At 64.0% G+C, this 18,296-nt stretch carries 17 protein-coding genes; 8 read left to right on the top strand and 9 right to left on the bottom strand.

The genetic code is table 11. From position 1 onward, the window contains the following. The first annotated feature begins 278 nt into the window (after nt 1-278). Genes ACT6QU_RS07700 through ACT6QU_RS07690 form a run of 3 tightly spaced genes read left to right on the top strand, consistent with a single transcriptional unit; the run spans nt 279 to nt 3,480 of the window. Nucleotides 279-959 (top strand): sugar transferase, encoded by a 681-nt coding sequence (locus ACT6QU_RS07700; RefSeq protein ID WP_444564012.1) that lies wholly within the window; start codon nt 279-281, stop codon nt 957-959. A gap of 2 nt (nt 960-961) precedes the next feature. Then, nucleotides 962-2,218 carry a polysaccharide biosynthesis/export family protein gene (locus tag ACT6QU_RS07695; protein WP_444564013.1) on the top strand — a complete coding sequence of 419 codons (1,257 nt, stop codon included), beginning with the start codon at nt 962-964 and terminating at the stop codon, nt 2,216-2,218. A 5-nt stretch (nt 2,219-2,223) separates the two neighbouring features. Next, nucleotides 2,224-3,480 (top strand): O-antigen ligase family protein, encoded by a 1,257-nt coding sequence (locus ACT6QU_RS07690; protein WP_444564014.1) that lies wholly within the window; start codon nt 2,224-2,226, stop codon nt 3,478-3,480. Here ACT6QU_RS07690 and ACT6QU_RS07685 read toward each other — a convergent pair. The 9 genes from ACT6QU_RS07685 to ACT6QU_RS07645 form a co-directional block, all read right to left on the bottom strand. Continuing rightward, the gene (locus ACT6QU_RS07685; RefSeq protein WP_444564015.1) at nt 3,477-4,118 is read right to left on the bottom strand and encodes a hypothetical protein; all 642 of its coding nucleotides are present in this window, start codon (nt 4,116-4,118) and stop codon (nt 3,477-3,479) included. The two genes, ACT6QU_RS07690 and ACT6QU_RS07685, sit on opposite strands and share 4 nt — an antisense overlap. A gap of 98 nt (nt 4,119-4,216) precedes the next feature. Further along, nucleotides 4,217-4,960, bottom strand: coding sequence for an SDR family oxidoreductase (locus ACT6QU_RS07680; RefSeq protein ID WP_444564016.1), 744 nt, complete (start codon nt 4,958-4,960; stop codon nt 4,217-4,219). Continuing rightward, a complete protein-coding gene (locus ACT6QU_RS07675) occupies nt 4,957-5,868 on the bottom strand; it encodes an NAD(P)-dependent oxidoreductase (RefSeq protein ID WP_444564017.1) in 912 nt (303 codons plus the stop codon). The genes ACT6QU_RS07680 and ACT6QU_RS07675 overlap by 4 nt, the downstream gene beginning before the upstream one ends. Continuing rightward, nucleotides 5,865-6,854 carry a D-erythronate dehydrogenase gene (gene denD / locus ACT6QU_RS07670; protein WP_444564018.1) on the bottom strand — a complete coding sequence of 330 codons (990 nt, stop codon included), beginning with the start codon at nt 6,852-6,854 and terminating at the stop codon, nt 5,865-5,867. Before denD ends, ACT6QU_RS07675 begins: the two co-directional genes overlap by 4 nt. Before the next feature lie 25 nt (nt 6,855-6,879). Then, on the bottom strand, nt 6,880-8,694 hold the full coding sequence (locus tag ACT6QU_RS07665) for an IlvD/Edd family dehydratase (protein WP_444564019.1): 1,815 nt from the start codon (nt 8,692-8,694) through the stop codon (nt 6,880-6,882). Nucleotides 8,695-8,799: 105 nt separating this feature from the next. Next, nucleotides 8,800-10,290, bottom strand: coding sequence for a tripartite tricarboxylate transporter permease (locus ACT6QU_RS07660; protein WP_444564020.1), 1,491 nt, complete (start codon nt 10,288-10,290; stop codon nt 8,800-8,802). Between the two features lie 12 nt (nt 10,291-10,302). Continuing rightward, nucleotides 10,303-10,773 carry a tripartite tricarboxylate transporter TctB family protein gene (locus tag ACT6QU_RS07655; RefSeq protein WP_444564021.1) on the bottom strand — a complete coding sequence of 157 codons (471 nt, stop codon included), beginning with the start codon at nt 10,771-10,773 and terminating at the stop codon, nt 10,303-10,305. A gap of 76 nt (nt 10,774-10,849) precedes the next feature. Further along, a complete protein-coding gene (locus ACT6QU_RS07650) occupies nt 10,850-11,824 on the bottom strand; it encodes a tripartite tricarboxylate transporter substrate binding protein (RefSeq protein WP_444564022.1) in 975 nt (324 codons plus the stop codon). 58 nt (nt 11,825-11,882) lie between these two features. Beyond that, nucleotides 11,883-12,893, bottom strand: a complete 1,011-nt coding sequence (locus tag ACT6QU_RS07645) for a LacI family DNA-binding transcriptional regulator (RefSeq protein ID WP_444564023.1) — start codon at nt 12,891-12,893, stop codon at nt 11,883-11,885. A gap of 186 nt (nt 12,894-13,079) precedes the next feature. Between ACT6QU_RS07645 and ACT6QU_RS07640 the strand changes: the two genes are divergently transcribed. The 5 genes from ACT6QU_RS07640 to ACT6QU_RS07620 all read left to right on the top strand — a co-directional run bounded on the left by ACT6QU_RS07640 (nt 13,080) and on the right by ACT6QU_RS07620 (nt 18,288). Next, nucleotides 13,080-13,850 carry an SDR family oxidoreductase gene (locus ACT6QU_RS07640; RefSeq protein ID WP_444564024.1) on the top strand — a complete coding sequence of 257 codons (771 nt, stop codon included), beginning with the start codon at nt 13,080-13,082 and terminating at the stop codon, nt 13,848-13,850. A gap of 49 nt (nt 13,851-13,899) precedes the next feature. Further along, nucleotides 13,900-14,964: an ABC transporter ATP-binding protein gene (locus ACT6QU_RS07635; protein ID WP_444564025.1), complete on the top strand. Its 1,065-nt coding sequence runs from the start codon at nt 13,900-13,902 to the stop codon at nt 14,962-14,964. 64 nt (nt 14,965-15,028) lie between these two features. Further along, entirely contained in the window at nt 15,029-16,348 is a 1,320-nt protein-coding gene (locus ACT6QU_RS07630; protein WP_444564026.1) for an ABC transporter substrate-binding protein, read from the top strand. 79 nt (nt 16,349-16,427) lie between these two features. Then, nucleotides 16,428-17,381 carry a carbohydrate ABC transporter permease gene (locus ACT6QU_RS07625; RefSeq protein ID WP_444564027.1) on the top strand — a complete coding sequence of 318 codons (954 nt, stop codon included), beginning with the start codon at nt 16,428-16,430 and terminating at the stop codon, nt 17,379-17,381. 61 nt (nt 17,382-17,442) lie between these two features. Continuing rightward, a complete protein-coding gene (locus ACT6QU_RS07620) occupies nt 17,443-18,288 on the top strand; it encodes a carbohydrate ABC transporter permease (RefSeq protein ID WP_444564038.1) in 846 nt (281 codons plus the stop codon). Nucleotides 18,289-18,296: the final 8 nt, after the last annotated feature.

Raw genomic sequence — 18,296 nt, 5'->3', positions numbered from 1 at the left:
ATTGATTTGCGGCTTTCGCCGGGTGACCGCAAAACCAGAAGTACAAGTCTATATATAGATTATGATGTAAGGCGCCTGATTTATATCAGTCGGATGGTTTCAATTTTCGGTTGCGAATTTCTATTTCCTGAATGCCTTACAATATCCTCACGTCACAAATTATGATTCAATATTTGCCTGCCGTCCGATTGTGGGCACACAACGCGCTTATCTCCACTCCCATGTTTATGGTGCAATGCGAAACAGGCTTTCGCATGTTCGTGCATTTGGAGATCCTTATGAAACTCGCTTCATCCACGGCCAACAGGGAAGACAAGCGGCGGCTTGGCAGTGACGAGCCGCCTGCCATCGGCGGCGCGTGGAAGCGGGTCTTCGACGTCTTCGGCGCGCTCGCCGCGCTTGTCGTGTTCAGTCCGCTCTTCCTCATGCTCGGCATGCTGGTCAAACTGTCGGATGGCGGCAGCGTGTTCTACCGCCATGGGCGAATCGGCCGAAACGGACGGGTCTTCGACTGCCTGAAATTTCGCACGATGGTCCCCAATGGCGAGGAAGTCCTCGCAGCGCATTTCGTTCGCTGTCCCGAGGCGCGGGACGAATGGCTGGCGACCCGCAAGCTGAAGGACGATCCGCGGGTCACGCGCGTCGGAACCGTCCTGCGAAAGCTCAGCCTCGACGAGCTGCCACAAATCTACAACATCCTCATCGGCGACATGAGCATCGTCGGCCCGCGCCCCGTCGTGAAGAAAGAGCTGGAGCTCTACGGCAAGGCGGCGAGCTACTATCTCAAGTCGCGTCCCGGTCTCACCGGCCTGTGGCAGATCAGCGGCCGCAACGACGTGTCCTATGCGCAGCGCGTCGCCTACGACATGCACTATGTCGAAAACTGGTCGATCGTCTTCGACATGAAGATCATCCTCAGGACCGTGCCCGTCGTGGTGGCAGCGCGCGGAAGCTATTGATCATGATGCGCCCCTCGATATTCCGCGGCCTTGCCGGCGCGCTTTGCGTCCTTTCCGGTTCGGTCACGTTCGCGACCGCCGAAGGCTACACGCTCGGCACGATGGACAAGCTCAACATCCGCATCGTCGAATGGCAGACGGCCGAAGGTGCCGTGCGCGACTGGTCGTCGATCAGCGGGGAATATGTCGTCGGCCCCGCCGGCGTCATTTCCGTGCCGATCGTCGGCGAAGTCGAGGCGAACGGGCGCACGACCGCGGACGTCGCGACCGAGATCGGCGACGCGCTGCAGCAGAAGCTCGGCCTCATGGATCGCCCGGAAGCTTCCGTCGAGCTTGCCGAGTACCGGCCGTTCTTCCTGGCGGGAGACGTGGCGACGCCGGGCCGCTATCCGTTCGATCCCAACCTCACCGTGCTGAAAGCCGTCAGCATCGCGGGCGGCATGCGCCGTTCGGCCGAGACCGGACAGCGGATCGAGCGCGATTTCATCAATGCCAGCGGCGACGTCGACGTGCTCAGCGCCGACCGGATGCGGCTTATCGCGCGAAAGGCACGTCTCGAAGCCGAGACGACAGGAAGCGCAGAGATTCAATTCCCCGAGGAACTGAGCGGCACCGAGCAGGGCCAGAAGCTGATCGAGGACGAAACCGCCTTCCGCGATGCCCGCGCCGAGCGGCTTGAGCGGCAGCTCGCCGCGATCGACGACCTCAAGGAACTGCTCGAAAACGAGATCGTCGCACTCGAACGGAAGATCACCAGCCAGAACGAGCAGATCGAACTGTCGCGCGAGCAGCTTGCGGGCATCGGCGACCTGGCCGACCGCGGTCTCGTCGTCAACGAGCGCGTGCTGTCCATCGGCCGTTCGGTCGCCGACCTCGAGGGCCGGGTACTCGACATGGAAACCGCCGCCCTGCGCGCCAAGCAGGACATCGCGCAGGCGACGCAGGACGCCAACGCGCTGCGCAATGACCGCGACGCGGAAGTCGCGCAGGAACTCCAGCAGGCCGAAGCCAATCTGGAGGCGGCCAATCTGAAAATCCTGACCAGCAACAGCCTGATGCAGGAAGCCCTGTCGATCGCGCCCGAGGCCGCCGGTGCGGTCGGCGCCGCCGAGCCCGAGATCAGCTACGTCATCGTGCGCGAGATCGACGGCGAGCCGGAGGAAATGCCCGCGCAGGAGCACACGCCGGTCCTGCCGGGCGACGTGGTCAAGGTGAAGATCGAGCCGGTCGCGGCTGCCGCAGTCGAGCAGCCAAGCTAGGGCGGATGCGGGTCGCCAAGGCATCCTTCGTCTCGCCGGAGCGCAATTTCGCCTATGGCGTCGTGGCAGTTTCGCTGTCGGTGTTCGTCTTCGCCTACTCGACGCGCTTCGGCCCGGCTGCCGTCCTAGCCTATTACGCATTGTGGCTGCCGCTCGTCCTCATCGACTATCGCCGGGTGCTCGGCAACTATGCGCGCTATCACTGGATACTGGCGTTCGGCGTGCTCGCCTGCCTGTCCACCTTCTGGTCGCTGGCACCCGGCACGAGCGCGCGGGCGAGCGTGCAATACGCCACGCACATCGTCTGCGCGCTGATCGCGGCGCGTGTCATCGGGGCGCGGACGCTGAGCTTCGGCATCCTTGCCGGTGCGGCGCTGGTGCTTGCCTATTCCTTTGCCTTCGGCGGCTATCATTTCGATCCGCTCGACGGCACCTACAGTTTCGTCGGCGCCTTCTCCTCGAAGAACCAGCTCGGTTTCTACGCATCGCTCGGCGTCTATTTCGCCTTCGTGGCGGTGTTCCTGCTCGACGCGGCCGTCGTCACCCGGCTCGTCGCGACGGCAATTGGCGGCGTCTCGGCCTATGCGCTCGTCGCCTCGCAATCGGCGACATCGCTCATCGGCATCGTGCTGACCCTCGCCGCGATGGCGGGCATGCGCGCGGTGCTTCTGTTCTCGCCTGCAGCACGCAAGGTGCTCTTCATCGCCCTGGCGATTGTCGCCACCGGGGGTATCGTCGTCGCCCTCAATGCCGGCGCGCTCGATGCGGTGCTGGCAATCTTCGGCAAGGATGCGACGCTGACGGGACGTACCTATCTGTGGTCGGAAGGTCTCGCCTCCATCGCGCAGGCGCCGGTTTTGGGGGTCGGCTACCAGGGCTACTGGGTACAGGGCTTTGCCGAGGCCGAACGGCTATGGGCCGAATTCTACATCGCAACCCGGACCGGCTTCCACTTCCACAACACCTATATCGAGGCCCTGGTGGAACTCGGCGCGGTCGGCTTCGCACTGATCTGCGTCCTCATAGGCGGCGTGCTCTTCGCCCATCTGGGGCGCCTTCTGTCACGCGCCAGCGATCAGGCAGCCTACGTCCTGTTCGGGCTTGCGTTACTGCTTCTCATCCGCTCGTTCGTCGAGGTCGACATTCTCTATCCCTATACGATCGGCTCGTTCCTGATCTACTACGCGGCAGGCCAACTGACCGTCCGCCATGCGAACGTGCACGGCAGGACGGATACGGAATTACTCGTGGCGGCCCGTTAAGCGCGCAGCGCCTTCTGGCTCGTCATCACGAGATAGGCTGTAAGAAACATGATGCCGAGAAGCTTGAAGCTTTCCTCGATGAAGACCTGCCCGCCGAAATCAACCGGGTAGACGTCGACCGCCATCGAAAAACCGAAGGCGCAGACGCAGGCCGCAAGCAGCAGCCAGGGCGTGGCCGATCGGAGCAGCCAGGCCTGATGGCACAGCATCGCCAGCAGCAGCGCGTGCGGCACGAGGACGACGATTTCGGGGATGCCGAACGTCGCGATCGATTCGTGCAGCATGAAAAGATCGTCGAGCCCCATCAGGGCGGAGAAGGCGCCCCCGAAAAGCAGGAGGCTGCCGAAACTATGGCCGGGTCGACGCTTCAACGCCACGTGGGCCTGCAGCGCGCCGACAGCGCCGACCATCCACAGGACGATGCCGAGATTTGAGACGAGGCCGAAATAGTTGGGGTTGTTGGCGATGGCGTTGGGGTCGCGGACGAGATCGTAATGGTCGATCCCCCACCACTGGTCTGCGGCCAGCACCGCAAGACTGGCCATTGCCCCCACCGCCAGGATGATCGATGCAACCTTCAACTCGCGGGTCGGCAATAGCAGGCGCGCGGACGCGCCGGAGGATGTGGAAAACGTCATGGGCCGCGATCTTCTCTTAAATTCGAAGCGCCCCAGCGATCGCGATCTTGCCGGGTTTTATGACACTTCTATGACGACGCGGCGTTGCGGGCGCGCTGTCAGTAGACGGCCCGTCCGCCCGAGATATCAAATACCGCACCGGTCGTGAACGAGCAGTCCTCCGAGGCGAGCCAGGCGATCATCGCCGCCACCTCGGCAGGCTCGACGAAACGGTTGAGCGGAATCTTGGCGAGCATGTAGTCGATGTGTTCCTGCGTCATCTGGTCGAAGATGGCGGTGCGGGCGGCGGCAGGCGTCACGCAATTCACCAATATGCCCGATCCCGCCAGTTCCTTGCCGAGCGACTTGGTCAAGGCGATGAGGCCCGCCTTCGAAGCCGAATAGTGCGACGCATTGGGATTGCCTTCCTTGCCGGCGATCGATGCGACGTTGATGATCCGGCCATAGCCCAAGCTCAACATCAGCGGCACGAGTGCATGGCAGGTCAGATAGGGAGCGACAAGATTGACCTCGACCGTCCGCCGCCAGACATCCGGCGCAAGGTCCCAGGTCTTCGCATTGCCGCCGGTGATGCCCGCATTGTTGACCAGAATATCGACGGGCCTCGCCTCGAAGCTCCTGCGCGCGGCAGCAGCGACTGCGCTCTCATCGGTCAGTTCGACCACCGCGCCGCTGGCCTCTCCGCCAAGCGAACGAATGGCCTCGTCTATGGCTGCCGCATCGATGTCCCACAATTCGACGGCCGCCCCGCTGGCGATCATCCGCTCGGCAGTGGCAAAGCCTATACCGCGCGCTCCGCCCGTGACGATGGCCTTGCGTCCCTCAAGATCGATGCGGTTCATGCGCGGTCGCTTCCTTCCTTGCGAGTGATGCCGTTCAATTCGGCGACGATGTCGGCAAGCATCGGCACGTAGTCGTCGCCCCGTCCGATCCCTTCGGCGGTGGCGAAGCTGTTCTTCACGCTCGACGCCATATGCGAGGCAATGCCGCTTTCGCTGGCAAGGCCGGTCAGATAGCGCATGTCCTTGTGCGCGTTGCGCAAGGTGAATTTGTGCGCGTCGCGGTTTCGGTCGACCGCGTATTGCATGAAGGTCTGGAAGAAGCCGCAATCCATGCGGCCGCCATCGATGATGCCGCGGAAGGTCGCGGCCTCGACGCCGTTCCTGGCCCCGATCGCCAGCACTTCCGCGTAGAGCGCGGCGTAGCCGAGCGCGACGAAATTGTTGAGGAGCTTGACAGTGTGCCCGGCCCCCACATCTCCGACGCGCATGATGCGCCCCGCCCAGCATTTCAGGATCGGCTCGACGCGAGCGAAGTCCGCCTCGCCTGCCCCCACCATCGTGTCGAGCTGGCCCTCCCATGCCTCCTTGGGCGTGCGTGCCAGCGGCGCATCGACGAAGGCGATGCCGACTTCATTGCAGGCCTTGGCAAGGCTGCGCGTCGATACGGGGTCGCAGGTCGAGCAGTCGACGATCGTGTGAACGGCGCCCTTGTCTTTCAATATCTGCGTGACGACGGTCTCGACCTGCGGGCTGCCCGGAAGACACAGGAAGACGATGTCGCTGACGGCCGCAAGTTGGGTGACCGTGTCCGTCTCGCCTGCTCCGCGCTGGCGCATATCCTCGATCGGGGCGCGGTTGCGATGCCCCATGACGGTCATCGGATAGCCGGCCTCGATGATGTTCTTGGCGATGCCGTGCCCCATCAGTCCGACGCCGACGATGCCGATCCGTTCACCTGTGCTGGTCATGCGGCATCTCCTTCGGTCGCCTGTTTTCGGGCGTGCTCGTCGGCGATGTGCGCCTTCACGATTGCCGCGAAATCGGTATCGGCCACGAAGCCCACTGATGTCGCACGTTCGGCCGAAAAGTCGCGCGGCCAGCCGGAGACGATCTTGACGATCGCCGCGTCCGGCCTGCGCTTGATCAGCGCCGCGGTGTCGTTGCCGGCGATCTTGCGCAGCGTCTCGACCATCTCGCCCACCGTGATCGACAGGCCCGGCATGGTCAGCGAGCGTCGGTCGCCCAGAATTGCGGTATCGAGCGTCGCGGCATGCAGCAGGAACCCGACCGCAGCGGCCGGGCTTGCCACCCAATGCCGCACGTCGTCTCCGACCGGGAGCACCGCCTCGATGCCGGCCAGAGGCTCGCGGATGATGCCGGAGAAGAAGCCGGACGCCGCCTTGTTGGGTTTGCCGGGACGAACGACGATGGTGGGCAGGCGGATGCCCACGCCATCGACAAACCCCTTGCGGCTATAGTCCGCCAACAGCAGTTCGCAGATCGCCTTTTGCGTTCCGTAACTCGTCAGCGGCGCATGAAGAAACGTGTCGCGGATCGGCTCTTCGAAAGGCGCACCGAAGACGGCGATCGACGAGGTGAAGACGAGGCGCGGCCGATAGTCGTCACCCGCAAGGCGGATCGCCTCGAGCACATTCTGCATGCCGACGAGATTGATCCGGTAGCCCTTCTCGAACTCGACCTCCGCCTCGCCGGAGACGATCGACGCCAGATGGAAGATGACGTCCGGCCGGGCCTCGACGAGGCTCGAGATCGCCGCGGGATCGGCGATGTCGCCGGCACTGGTCGAGACCAGCGGCGACGGCACCCCGCCTTCGACGACGTCGAAGGAGTGGATCGCCTCGATCCGGCTTCCGCCGAGTTCGCCGCCCGCCACGAGCGATTCGACCAGCCGCCGCCCGATCATGCCCGCGCCGCCAAGAACCAGTATGCGCATCGGCGCTCTCCTTCGTTTCGACCGATCAGTGATTGTCGCGCGGGACCAGCGGCTGCTTGCCGTCGACGCCGCCCTGGGCGAGCCGGCGATAGGCGACGGCCGGCTCAAGGACCATGCCCGTCTCGAGCTGTGAGACGAGGCCGCGCTGGATTTCCTGCCACGGCGTCTGGTGGGCGGGTATTTCATATCCGCCACGGCGGGCGAGTTCGGTGCGGCGATCCTGCAGTTCGGCGTCGTCCACCAGCATGTCGGCCTTGCCGTTCTTCAGGTCGATCCGGACACGGTCGCCAGTTCTGAGCAGCGCCAGCCCGCCATTGAGCGCCGCTTCCGGCGAGGCGTTGAGGATGGAGGGTGAGCCGGACGTTCCCGACTGCCGTCCGTCGCCGATGCAGGGCAGGGCGTGGATGCCGCGCTTGATGAGGTAGTCGGGCGCGCGCATGTTCACCACCTCGGCGGCGCCCGGGTAACCGATCGGGCCCGCGCCACGCATGAACAGGATGCAGTTTTCGTCGATGCCGAGCGCCGGATCGTCGATGCGGTGGTGGTAGTCCTCCGGTCCGTCGAAAACGATCGCCCGTCCCTCGAACGCCATCGGTTGCGCGGGATCGGACAGATAGCGTTCGCGGAACTCCTGCGAGATCACCGACATCTTCATGATGGCGCTGTCGAACAGATTGCCGCGAAGGACGCGAAAGCCGGCATTGGTCTTGAGCGGCTTGTCGAACGGCCGGATGACGCGGTCGTCCTCGATCGCGGCCTCGCGACAGTTCTCGCCGATCGTCCGTCCGTTGACGGTCATCGCGTCCGCGGCGATCAGGTCGTTGGCCATCAGTTGCGCGACGACGGCCGGCACGCCGCCGGCGTGGTAGTAATCCTCGCCCAGATACTCGCCGGCGGGCTGGAGGTTGACCAGAAGCGGCACTTCCTCGCCATAGGTCTGCCAGTCGTCGATCGTCAGCTCGACGCCGACATGGCGCGCGAGAGCGTTGAGATGGATCGGCGCGTTGGTCGAGCCGCCAATGGCGGAATTCACGCGGATGGCGTTGATGAACGCGTCGCGCGTCAGGATGTCGGACGGTTTCAGATCCTCCGCGACCATCGCCACGATGCGCTTGCCGGTCAGATAGGCCATTTCCTGGCGATCCCGATAGGGTGCCGGGATCGCGGCAGAACCGGGAAGCTGCATGCCGAGCGCCTCGGCAAGGCTGTTCATCGTGGTCGCCGTGCCCATCGTATTGCAATAGCCGGTGGATGGCGCCGAGCTGGCCACCAGCTTGATGAAGCCCGCATAGTCGATCTCGCCGGCCGCCATCATCTCGCGCGCCTTCCACACGATGGTGCCCGATCCGGTGCGCTCGCCGCGGAACCAGCCATTGAGCATCGGGCCGACCGACAACGCGACGGCCGGGATGTTGACGGTCGCCGCGCCCATGAGCATGGCCGGGGTCGTCTTGTCGCAGCCGATATTGAGGACGACACCGTCGAGCGGATAGCCGTAGAGCACCTCGACCAGACCGAGATAGGCGAGGTTGCGGTCGAGCGATGCGGTCGGCCGCTTGCCGGTTTCCTGGATCGGATGGACGGGAAATTCGATCGCGATCCCGCCCGCCTCGCGAATGCCCTCGCGCACGCGCTTGGTGAGTTCGAGGTGATGTCGGTTGCAGGGCGACAGGTCGGACCCGGTCTGCGCGATGCCGATGATCGGCTTTCCGGACTGCAGTTCCTCCTGCGAGAGGCCGTAGTTCAGATAGCGTTCGAGATAGAGCGCCGTCATGTCCGGGTTCAGCGGATTGTCGAACCAAGCGCGCGACCTCAGCTTTGCACCTTCACCCGTCGTCATGATTGAACCTCCCCTTCACGGTCGCAGACAACAACTGCCGGAGCAGTTTTGGCAGCGCTGCCATTCGTACAATGCGCAAGACGTCGACACAACACCCTTGCGTCCTCAAGTCGCCTCTGCCCGCCTGCCGCGGAACGTCGTGTAGATTACGGAAACCCAGATCAGAGCCAGTGCGACTGCCAGAACCGCGGCGATCGGACGGTTGACGAAGGTCAATAGCGAGCCGTCCGACTTGATCATCGTCGTGATGAAATTGTGCTCGAGAATGGGACCGATCACGATGCCGAGGATGCAGGGCGCGATCGGGATGTCGTTTTCCTCCATGAAGAAGCCGAGCAATCCGAAAACGATCATGATGACGATGCCGTAGGCCGCGTTGTTGGAGGCGAAAGCGCCGACGATGCAGAAGACGAGGATGATCGGCATCAGGATGGAACGCGGCGTGCGCAAGAGACCTCGCGCCAGCTTGATCACCATCCAGCCGAGCGGGATCATCAAGAGGTTGGCGAGAATGAAGATCAGGAAGACCGCGTAGATCGTCTGCGGGTTGAAAAGAAAAAGTGTCGGCCCCGGATTGAGGCCTTTCACGTAGAGGACCCCGATCACGATCGCGGTGATCGTGTCGCCGGGAATGCCGAAAACGAGCGCGGGCACCCAGGCGCTCGACAGCGAGGCGTTGTTGGAGGATGTCGCCTCGACGATGCCCTCGACATGACCCGTGCCGTATTTTTCCGGCGTACGCGAAAAGCGCCTGCTGACGGCATAGCTCACATAGGCCGCCACATCCGCCCCGGCGCCCGGCAGGATTCCGATGGCCGTGCCCGTGACATTGCCGCGTATCTGCTGGCGCCAGTAGCGGGTCAGCATGCCGCCCCAATCGCGAAAGATGTTGCCGACCCTGACCTGAACGTTGTCCCAGGATGGCGCGCCGGCCGCCATGGTCCGCATGACCTCGGAAACGGCGAAAAGGCCGATCATGGCCGGTATGAAGTCGATGCCGGCCATCAGGTCGGTCGAGCCGAAGGTGAAGCGCGGCACGCCCGATGCGTTCTTGAGCCCCACCGTCGCGACGAGCAGGCCGATCAGCAGGCTGACCATTCCCTTGACCGGCGATGCGGCGCCGATGAAGGTCGCGCAGGTCAGGCCGAGCATCGCCATCCAGAAATACTCCTGGGACGAGAAGTTCAGCGCGAACTCGGCCAGTGCCGGCGCCGCGAATATGAGCACGATCGTGCCGAACAGGCCGCCGATCGCCGAGAAGAGGACGCAGGCGCCGAGAGCGGTTTCGGCCTCGCCCTTGCGCGTCATCGCATAGGCTTCGTTGGTATAGGCGGCGGAAGCGGGGGTTCCGGGCATGCGCAACAGCGCGCCGGGAATGTCGCCGGCGAAGATCGCCATCGCCGCGCAGGTCACCATCGCACCGACCGCGGGGATTGGGTCCATGAAGAAGGTCAGCGGCACCAGAAGCGCCGTCGCCATCGTGGCGGTCAGGCCCGGCACCGCGCCGACGAGGAGGCCGAACAGGGCTGCGGCGGTGACCGTCGTCAGAACCTGCCAGGTGAAGACGAGCCCGAATGCCTGGAGTATCGCGTCCATGTCGACCTCCTCCTACCAGGGCAGCCGCGGCATGACGCCGAACGGCAATGGGACCAGCAGCAGGCTGCGGAAGACATAGTCGGTGACGAGCGTCGCCGCGACGGCGAAGAAGATCGCCTTGCCCCACGAGACCGACAGCAATCGAAAAAGGACGAGCAGGATCGCAAAGGAAACCGGCACGAAACCGACAGGGCGGGCGAGAAAGATATAGGCGATGACGCAAACGACCGTAACGAAAACGGCGAGCAACGCACCCGGCTGACGGGTCCATTCGGTACGTGTGACGAGCGCCACGCGACCCTGCTGCCAGCCCTTGGCGAACAGGACGAGTGCGCATGCGACCATCGCGAGCCCGATGAGCGTCGGGAAGGCCGCGGCGCCATATTGCTGTCCCGGCACGGCGGGCAAAGTGCGCGCGTAAACCGCTATCGCGGCTCCGAGAAAGAGGAGCACGGTGCCGAGCATCGTGTCGCTGAACCGCATGAAGGTCTCCGCCGGATCGATGGGAAGCGTGGCGATCGCCTGCCGACCGATGGCCGGCAGGCTTTCGTCGATCGGATTACTGGGCGAGACCGACGGCCTCCATCGTCTCGCCGAGTGAGGCGTCGGCCTGTTCCATGAAGGTGCCGAACTCATCACCACGTGCCCAACGCACGCCGTAACCCTGGGCGGCCATGAAGTTCTGGTAGTCCTCGCTGTTGTAGACCGCCTCGAGCGCATCCATGAGGCGGGTGGCGACGTCCTCCGGCAGGTCTTGCGGGCCGACGATCCCGCGCCATGCGCCGATCTGCCAGTCCGAGCCGATGGCTTCGGACAAGGTCGGCACGTCGGGGAACAGGTCGGCGCGTTCGGGCCCCATCAGGCCGAGCGACTTGACGCGGCCCGCCTCGATCAGGCCGCGCGCCTCGACGAGCGAGACGGGGACGAGATTGACGCCGCCGGCCATCAAATCCTGAAGGCCGGACGCGGCGCCGTCGCTCGGTACCCATGGCACGTTCGCCGGATCGATGCCGCGATCATTGAGAAGCCCCGCGATGGCGAGATGCCAGATGCCGCCCTGGCCGGTTCCCGAGGCACGGAAGGTGCCGGCGGGTGATCCGGCGATCGCCTCCAGGAGGCTTTCGAGCGTGTCGTATTCGGAATCGGCCAGCACCTGCACCCCGGCCGCATCCTCGTTCATCAGTGCGAGGGGCGTATAGTTCGCGTAGGTCAGTTCCGTCAGGCCCTGCCAGTGCATCATGCCGATCTCGACCGTGGCGATGCCGATCGTGTAGCCGTCCGGCTCGGCTTCGGCGATGGCCGAGTGCCCGACGACGCCGGAGCCGCCCGTGCGGTTGACGACGCTGACCGGCTGGCCGAGCTCGCGTTCGAGGCCCGCGCCGATGATGCGCGCTGTGGCGTCGGTGCCGCCGCCCGCGCCCCACGGCACGATCAGGGTCAATGGCCTGTCCGGATATTGCGCGGCTGCATGGGGAATGGTCCCCGCCGCCGCGGCAAGCGCGACGCCCAGTGCCAGAACGGTTCTTGCGATCATCTTGGTTTCCTCCCTTGTGATGATTCGGATGCGCCCGATGCCTCCCCGCATCGAGCGCTCAGGTCGTGGCTCCCCTGACAAGTTCGAACGGAACGTCGACGACTTTCGCGCCTCCCGGCTCCATCACCATGCGGGCGCCGATCTCGCCGATCTCGGTGCGCGGCGTGCGCAGGGTCGTCAGCGGCTGCGGTGCGAAGCGGCCGATGTCGAGGCCATTGAAGCCCATGATGGCCAGTTGCGAGGGCACGGAGATGCCGTTGGCGAAACAGTGGAACAGGCCGCCCACCGCGAAGTCGTCATTCGAAAAATAGACCGCGTCGAGATCGGGAGTGCGCGCCAGCATACGCTCGAGCGCGGCACGGCCGGCTTCCGTCGAGGACGTCCGGCCGATGAGTTCCGTTTCCACGACGCTGGCGCCCGCCTCGGCGAGGACCTCGCTGAAGCCGGCAAAGCGTTTTCGCGCCCGCGGGTCGCACGCGAATTGCGGGCCGACATATCCAATCCGCCGGTAACCGCGTTCGACGAGATGGCGTGCGCTCACAGCGCCCGCCTCGCGCTGCGAAAAGCCGACGACGATGTCGATGCCTTCGCCATCGGTATCCAGCAATTCGGCGATGCGCACGCCGCTGTTTTTCAGCATGGCGCGCGTGCGCGGCGTATGCTCGAGGCCAGCCACCAGAAAGGCGCCGGGGCGCCAGGCCAGCATCGACTGGATGACCTTCTGCTCCTGGTCGAGATCGTAGTCGGTGACCGCGATGACCGTCTGGAAGCCGATCGGATCGAGAGTCACCGCAGCTCCGCTCAGCAGGTCCGGGAAGACGATGTTGTGCAGGGACGGGATGACGATGCCGACGAGGTTGGAGCCCGAGGAGGCAAGCGTTCCGGCGATCCGGTTCGGCACATAGCCCAGTTCCTCGACCGCCTTCATCACGCGGTCCCGGGTCGCCTGCGAGAAGGAGCCGTGATTGCGCAGGACCCGCGAGATCGTGCTCATTCCCAGACCAACGGCCGCGCTGACTTCGCGCAGCGTGACCTCGTTCCGGTGCTTGTGATCGTCGTCCTGGTCCATGGTGGCGACACCCTAACCGCAACGTCCAGGCACGGCTACCACTATTTGGCAGCGCTGCCAAAAATTACTTGCCAGCAATTTGACGATGCGTTACCCGTTTGCTCCAGGTTGCCCGCCCGCACATTCGTGAACGGTCAGGTTGTACCGGGAGGAGTGCTATGACACCGACAGTGCGGGTTTTGCCGCATGGTTAGCCATGACCGGAATTCCTCTTCTGTCGCGCTGGTGACGGGCGGCGGAACTGGCGTCGGCCTTGCGATCGCGACGGCCCTGGCGGAAGCCGGATGGCAAGTGGTCATCACCGGCCGGCGCGGCCAGATCCTGGACGACGCTGCCGCGCGGCTGGCCAGCAAAGGGCTGGCGGTTACCGGCATCGTGGCGGACCTCGCCGATCCGACCGCGGTCAAGAATCTCTTTGCGGACATCGTCTCAGTTCACGGCAGGCTCGATCTCCTGGTCAACAATGCCGGTATAAATGCTCCGCCTTTGCCCTTGGAAGAGGTCGACTTTTCCGACTGGAACGCGGTCGTCGCCTCCAATCTCACATCGACATTCCTGTGCACCCAGCACGCGGTGCGCCTCTTCAAGACGCAATCGCCAAAGGGCGGGCGCATCATCAACAACGGATCGGTTTCCGCCACGACGCCACGCCCGAACTCGGCGCCCTATGCGGCGACAAAGCACGCGATCACCGGGTTGACCAAGGCGACGTCACTGGAGGGGCGCGCGCACGACATCGCCTGCGGCCAGATCGATATCGGCAATGCGGCGAGCGAGATGACTGACACGATCTCGAAAGGCGTCCTGCAGGCGGACGGCAGCATCAAGGCCGAGGCGACGATCGACCCGCGCAATGTCGCCGATGCGGTCGTCTACATGGCGGGTTTGCCGCTCGGCACGAACGTACTGACCTTAACCGTCATGGCGAACGCGATGCCGTTCGTCGGACGCGGATAGCGCGCCCGCGGAACAGGCAGGCGCAACGGGACATCAGGGAGGATCTCCAATGGCGTCAGTCGAAATCGACGACGTACGCAAGTCTTTCGGAAATCACCCCGTCATCAAGGGCGTCAGCATCGATATCGAGGACGGCGAATTCGTCATTCTCGTCGGCCCGTCGGGCTGCGGCAAGTCCACGCTTCTGCGCATGCTGGCCGGCCTCGAGCACATCACGTCCGGCGAGATCCGCATCGGCAACAGGATCGTCAACGACCTGCCGCCCAAAGAGCGCGACATCGCCATGGTCTTCCAGAACTACGCGCTCTATCCGCACATGACCGTCGCCGACAACATGTCGTTCTCGCTCATGCTCGCAGGAGCCTCGAAAAGCGAAATCGAGGAACGGGTGAAGCCCGCAGCCGAAATCCTCGGCCTGTCGAACCTGCTCCACCGCTACCCGCGCCAGCTTTCCGGCGGGCAGCGCCAGCGCGTCGCGATGGGCCGGGCGATCGTGCGCGATCCGCAGGTCTTTCTTTTCGACGAACCGCTTTCCAATCTCGACGCCAAGCTGCGCGTGTCGATGCGCACCGAGATCAAGAACCTGCATCAGAGGCTGACCACGACGACGGTCTACGTCACGCACGACCAGATCGAGGCGATGACGATGGCCGACAAGATCGTCGTCATGCATGACGGCATCGTCGAGCAGGTCGGCGCGCCGCTCGACCTCTACGATAATCCGGCCAACCTCTTCGTCGCCGGCTTCATCGGATCGCCGGCGATGAATTTTCTCAACGGTCGTCTCGACGAGGCAGACGTGGCCCGCTTCGTCACCGATGACGGCGTGGCACTTCCTGCGCCCACAGATCTCGCTTCCGCACGCGGAAAGGCGCTGGTCTACGGCATCCGACCGGAATCTTTTTCGTTGGGCGGTCCGGTCGAACTCAAGGTTCAGGTCATCGAGCCGACCGGCTCGGAAAGCCAGATCGTCGGGCTCATCGGGCAAACGCAGGTGACCTGCGTCTTTCGCGAGCGGGTGATGCTTGCGCCGGGCGAAACGCTGAACGTGTCGATCGATCCGCGCACGGTGCACCTCTTCGACGCGGGCAGCGGGATACGACTTAGGGACTGAGGCAGAGGAGCGGGCGAGGAGGGCGGAGGTCCCGATGCGTCCGAAACAAGAAGGAGGAGATGACATGACGTTCAATCGCAGACAGATCATGACAGGTGCCGCCGGACTTATCGGAACGGCCGCGCTCGGCGGCATAACCATGCCGCGGCGCGCTTTCGCCCAAAACGCCATTCCCACCTACACGCCCGAATCCGGCGCGACGCTGCGGCTTCTACGCTGGGTTCCTTTCGTCAAGGCCGAGGAAGAGGCGTGGAACGCCAACACCCGCGCCTTCACCGAGGCGACAGGCGTCGAGGTCCGGATCGACCAGGAAAGCTGGGAGGACGTGCGGCCGAAGGCGGCAGTCGCCGCCAATATCGGCTCCGGCCCCGATCTCGTCATGGGCTGGTTCGACGACGTGCACCAATATCCCGACAAGCTGGTCGACGTGACCGAACTCGGCACCGCGCTCGGCGAAGCGCATGGCGGCTGGTATCCCGGTCTCGAAGGATATGCCCGGCGCGACGACAGCTTCATCGCCCTGCCGCTGTGCGCCATCGGCAACGCGATCTGCTATCGCGCAAGCCAGGTCGAGGCGGCTGGGTTCTCGGAATTCCCGAACGACACGGCCGGTTTCCTGGAACTCTGCACGGCGCTGCAGGCCAATGGCACACCGGCAGGCTTCCCGCACGGCAAAGCCGTCGGCGACGGCAACAACTATGCGCACTGGCTGCTGTGGAGCCATGGCGGACGCATGGTCGACGAAAGCGGAGCCGTGGCCATCAACAGCCCGGAGACGCTGGCTGCCATCGAATATGCGCGTGCGCTCTACGCGACCTTCATTCCCGGCACCGAAAGCTGGCTCGACATCAACAACAACCGCGCGTTCCTGGCCGGACAGTGCTCGCTCGTCGCCAATGGCGTGTCGCTCTACTACGCGGCCCGCAACGACCCGGCCATGCAGGAGATTGCCGACGACATCCGCACCACGACGCTGCCGGTCGGACCGGTCGGCGAATCGGTCGAGTTGCACCAGACGTCGACGCTGGCGATCTTCAACCACACGCCCTATCCGGAAGCGGCCAAAGCCTATCTCGCCTTCATGTACGAAGCCGACAACATGAATGCGTGGATCGAGGGCGCCAGCGCCTATTGCTGCCAGCCATTGCGGGCATATGAGTCGAACCCGGTCTGGACATCCTCGCCGATCCACGAGCCCTACTCGAAGGCGTCGGCGAGCCTGCGCCCGAATGGCTGGCCCGGCCCACTCGGCTATGCGTCCGCGGCGGTGATGGCCGACTATGTCCTCGTCGACATGTTCGCCGAAGCCGTGACCGGCCAGCGCACGCCCGAAGACGCGATCGCAAACGCCGAACGGCGCATCAACCGCTACTACCGCGTCTGACGCGGTCGGCACCGGGCTCGCGTGAGCCCGGTGCTTCCCATTCGGGCCAAGTCGACCCTGTGACGGAGATCAACGGCCAATGTCCACGACCCCGGAAGGCGGAAAAATCGCCGTATCGCGACCCAGAACATCGATGCTGACGCGGCTCAGCGAAAGCCGCAACGGGCTCGGCCTCCTGTTCATGCTGCCAGCGGCGGCCTTTCTCCTGTGCTTCCTGACCTATCCGCTCGGCCTCGGTGTCTGGCTCGGCTTCACCGATACCTCGATCGGTCGACCGGGCGTCTTCATCGGCCTCGAGAACTATGTGTGGCTGTGGAACGACAACGTCTTCTGGCTCTCGGTCTTCAACACGCTACTCTACACCTTCGTCGCGACGGTTCTGAAATTCGTACTGGGCCTATGGCTCGCGCTCGTCCTGAACCAGCATCTGCGGTTCAAGAACTTCTTTCGCGCCATCATTTTGCTGCCGTGGGTCGTGCCGACCGTGCTGTCGGCGCTCGCCTTCTGGTGGATCTTCGATTCGCAATTCTCGATCATCTCCTTCGTCCTGATGGACTGGGGCCTGATCGAGCGCCCGATCAACTTCCTCGGCGACCCCAACCTGGCGCGCGCGTCCGTCATCGCCGCCAATGTCTGGCGCGGCATTCCCTTCGTCGCGATCTGTCTCCTGGCCGGTCTGCAGACGATCCCGCAATCGCTGCACGAGGCGGCCGCGCTCGACGGCGCCAAGTCCTGGCAGCGCTTCCGCTATGTGACGCTGCCGCTTCTGACGCCGATCATCGCGGTCGTGATGACCTTCTCCGTGCTGTTCACCTTCACCGACTTCCAGTTGATCTACGTTTTGACGCGCGGCGGGCCCGTCAATGCGACACATCTGATGGCGACGCTCTCCTTCCAGCGCGCCATACCCGGCGGCCAGCTCGGCGAAGGTGCGGCAATCGCCGTCGCCATGATCCCGTTCCTGCTCGGCGCGATCCTGTTCAGTTTCTTCGGCCTGCAACGCCGCAAATGGCAGCAGGGCGGAGCCGATTGAGGACATGACCATGACCGACAAGGCAATCGAGGCCAAAGCCACCGAAGACGATATCGTCGGCATGAACCAGTACGACACGCTGCTGCGCCGCATCGTCGTCGTCTACCTGCCGCTCCTCGTCTTCGTCTTCGTCCTGCTGTTTCCGTTCTACTGGATGGCGGTGACGGCGGTGAAGCCCAACCACCAGCTCACGAACTATCGCGACTACAGCCCGTTCTGGGTCGTCGGACCAACGCTCGATCACATCAAGTATCTCCTGTTCCAGACGTCCTATCCGGGCTGGCTGTGGAACACGATGATCGTATCGGTCTTCTCGACGATCCTTTCGCTGGCGGCGTCCGTCTTCGCCGCCTATGCGATCGAGAGGGTGCGGTTCACCGGCGCGCGGGTGACCGGGCTGATGATCTTTCTCGCCTATCTCGTGCCGCCGTCGATCCTGTTCATCCCGCTCGCCTTCATGGTGTTCCAGTTCGGCATCTACGACACGCGATTGGCACTGATCCTCACCTACCCGACCTTCCTGATCCCGTTCTGCACCTGGCTCCTGATGGGGTATTTCCGCTCGATCCCGTTCGAGCTGGAGGAAAGCGCGCTCGTCGACGGCGCGAGCCGCTGGCAGATCCTGACCAAGATCGTCCTGCCGCTGGCCATTCCCGGCCTGATCTCGGCCGGCATCTTCGCCTTCACCCTGTCGTGGAATGAGTTCATCTACGCGCTGACCTTCATCTCTTCCTCGGAAAACAAAACCGTTCCGGTCGGCGTGCTGACGGAGCTCGTGCGCGGCGACGTCTATGAATGGGGGGCGCTGATGTCCGGCGCGCTGATCGGCTCGCTGCCGGTCGTCATCCTCTATTCGTTCTTCGTCGACTACTACGTGTCGTCGATGACGGGCGCCGTGAAGGAATAGATTTCCTC

Origin of the sequence: Aliihoeflea sp. (genome assembly GCF_052435475.1) — a bacterium.
Classification (GTDB): Bacteria; Pseudomonadota; Alphaproteobacteria; order Rhizobiales; family Rhizobiaceae; genus Aliihoeflea.
The sequence above is the reverse complement of the archived record's forward strand: the minus strand, read 5'-3'. Positions and strand labels throughout refer to the sequence as shown.

Excerpts from the sequence above, each read along its gene's own strand:
- ACT6QU_RS07665 (WP_444564019.1), bottom strand. The coding sequence starts at position 8,694 with ATGACGACGGGTGAAGGTGCAAAGCTGAGGTCGCGCGCTTGGTTCGAC.
- ACT6QU_RS07695 (WP_444564013.1), top strand. The coding sequence starts at position 962 with ATGATGCGCCCCTCGATATTCCGCGGCCTTGCCGGCGCGCTTTGCGTC.
- ACT6QU_RS07650 (WP_444564022.1), bottom strand. The coding sequence starts at position 11,824 with ATGATCGCAAGAACCGTTCTGGCACTGGGCGTCGCGCTTGCCGCGGCG.
- ACT6QU_RS07690 (WP_444564014.1), top strand. The coding sequence starts at position 2,224 with ATGCGGGTCGCCAAGGCATCCTTCGTCTCGCCGGAGCGCAATTTCGCC.
- ACT6QU_RS07700 (WP_444564012.1), top strand. The coding sequence starts at position 279 with ATGAAACTCGCTTCATCCACGGCCAACAGGGAAGACAAGCGGCGGCTT.
- ACT6QU_RS07625 (WP_444564027.1), top strand. The coding sequence starts at position 16,428 with ATGTCCACGACCCCGGAAGGCGGAAAAATCGCCGTATCGCGACCCAGA.
- ACT6QU_RS07640 (WP_444564024.1), top strand. The coding sequence starts at position 13,080 with ATGGTTAGCCATGACCGGAATTCCTCTTCTGTCGCGCTGGTGACGGGC.
- ACT6QU_RS07660 (WP_444564020.1), bottom strand. The coding sequence starts at position 10,290 with ATGGACGCGATACTCCAGGCATTCGGGCTCGTCTTCACCTGGCAGGTT.
- ACT6QU_RS07630 (WP_444564026.1), top strand. The coding sequence starts at position 15,029 with ATGACGTTCAATCGCAGACAGATCATGACAGGTGCCGCCGGACTTATC.
- ACT6QU_RS07655 (WP_444564021.1), bottom strand. The coding sequence starts at position 10,773 with ATGCGGTTCAGCGACACGATGCTCGGCACCGTGCTCCTCTTTCTCGGA.
- ACT6QU_RS07645 (WP_444564023.1), bottom strand. The coding sequence starts at position 12,893 with ATGGACCAGGACGACGATCACAAGCACCGGAACGAGGTCACGCTGCGC.
- ACT6QU_RS07685 (WP_444564015.1), bottom strand. The coding sequence starts at position 4,118 with ATGACGTTTTCCACATCCTCCGGCGCGTCCGCGCGCCTGCTATTGCCG.
- ACT6QU_RS07680 (WP_444564016.1), bottom strand. The coding sequence starts at position 4,960 with ATGAACCGCATCGATCTTGAGGGACGCAAGGCCATCGTCACGGGCGGA.
- ACT6QU_RS07635 (WP_444564025.1), top strand. The coding sequence starts at position 13,900 with ATGGCGTCAGTCGAAATCGACGACGTACGCAAGTCTTTCGGAAATCAC.
- ACT6QU_RS07675 (WP_444564017.1), bottom strand. The coding sequence starts at position 5,868 with ATGACCAGCACAGGTGAACGGATCGGCATCGTCGGCGTCGGACTGATG.
- denD (WP_444564018.1), bottom strand. The coding sequence starts at position 6,854 with ATGCGCATACTGGTTCTTGGCGGCGCGGGCATGATCGGGCGGCGGCTG.
- ACT6QU_RS07620 (WP_444564038.1), top strand. The coding sequence starts at position 17,443 with ATGAACCAGTACGACACGCTGCTGCGCCGCATCGTCGTCGTCTACCTG.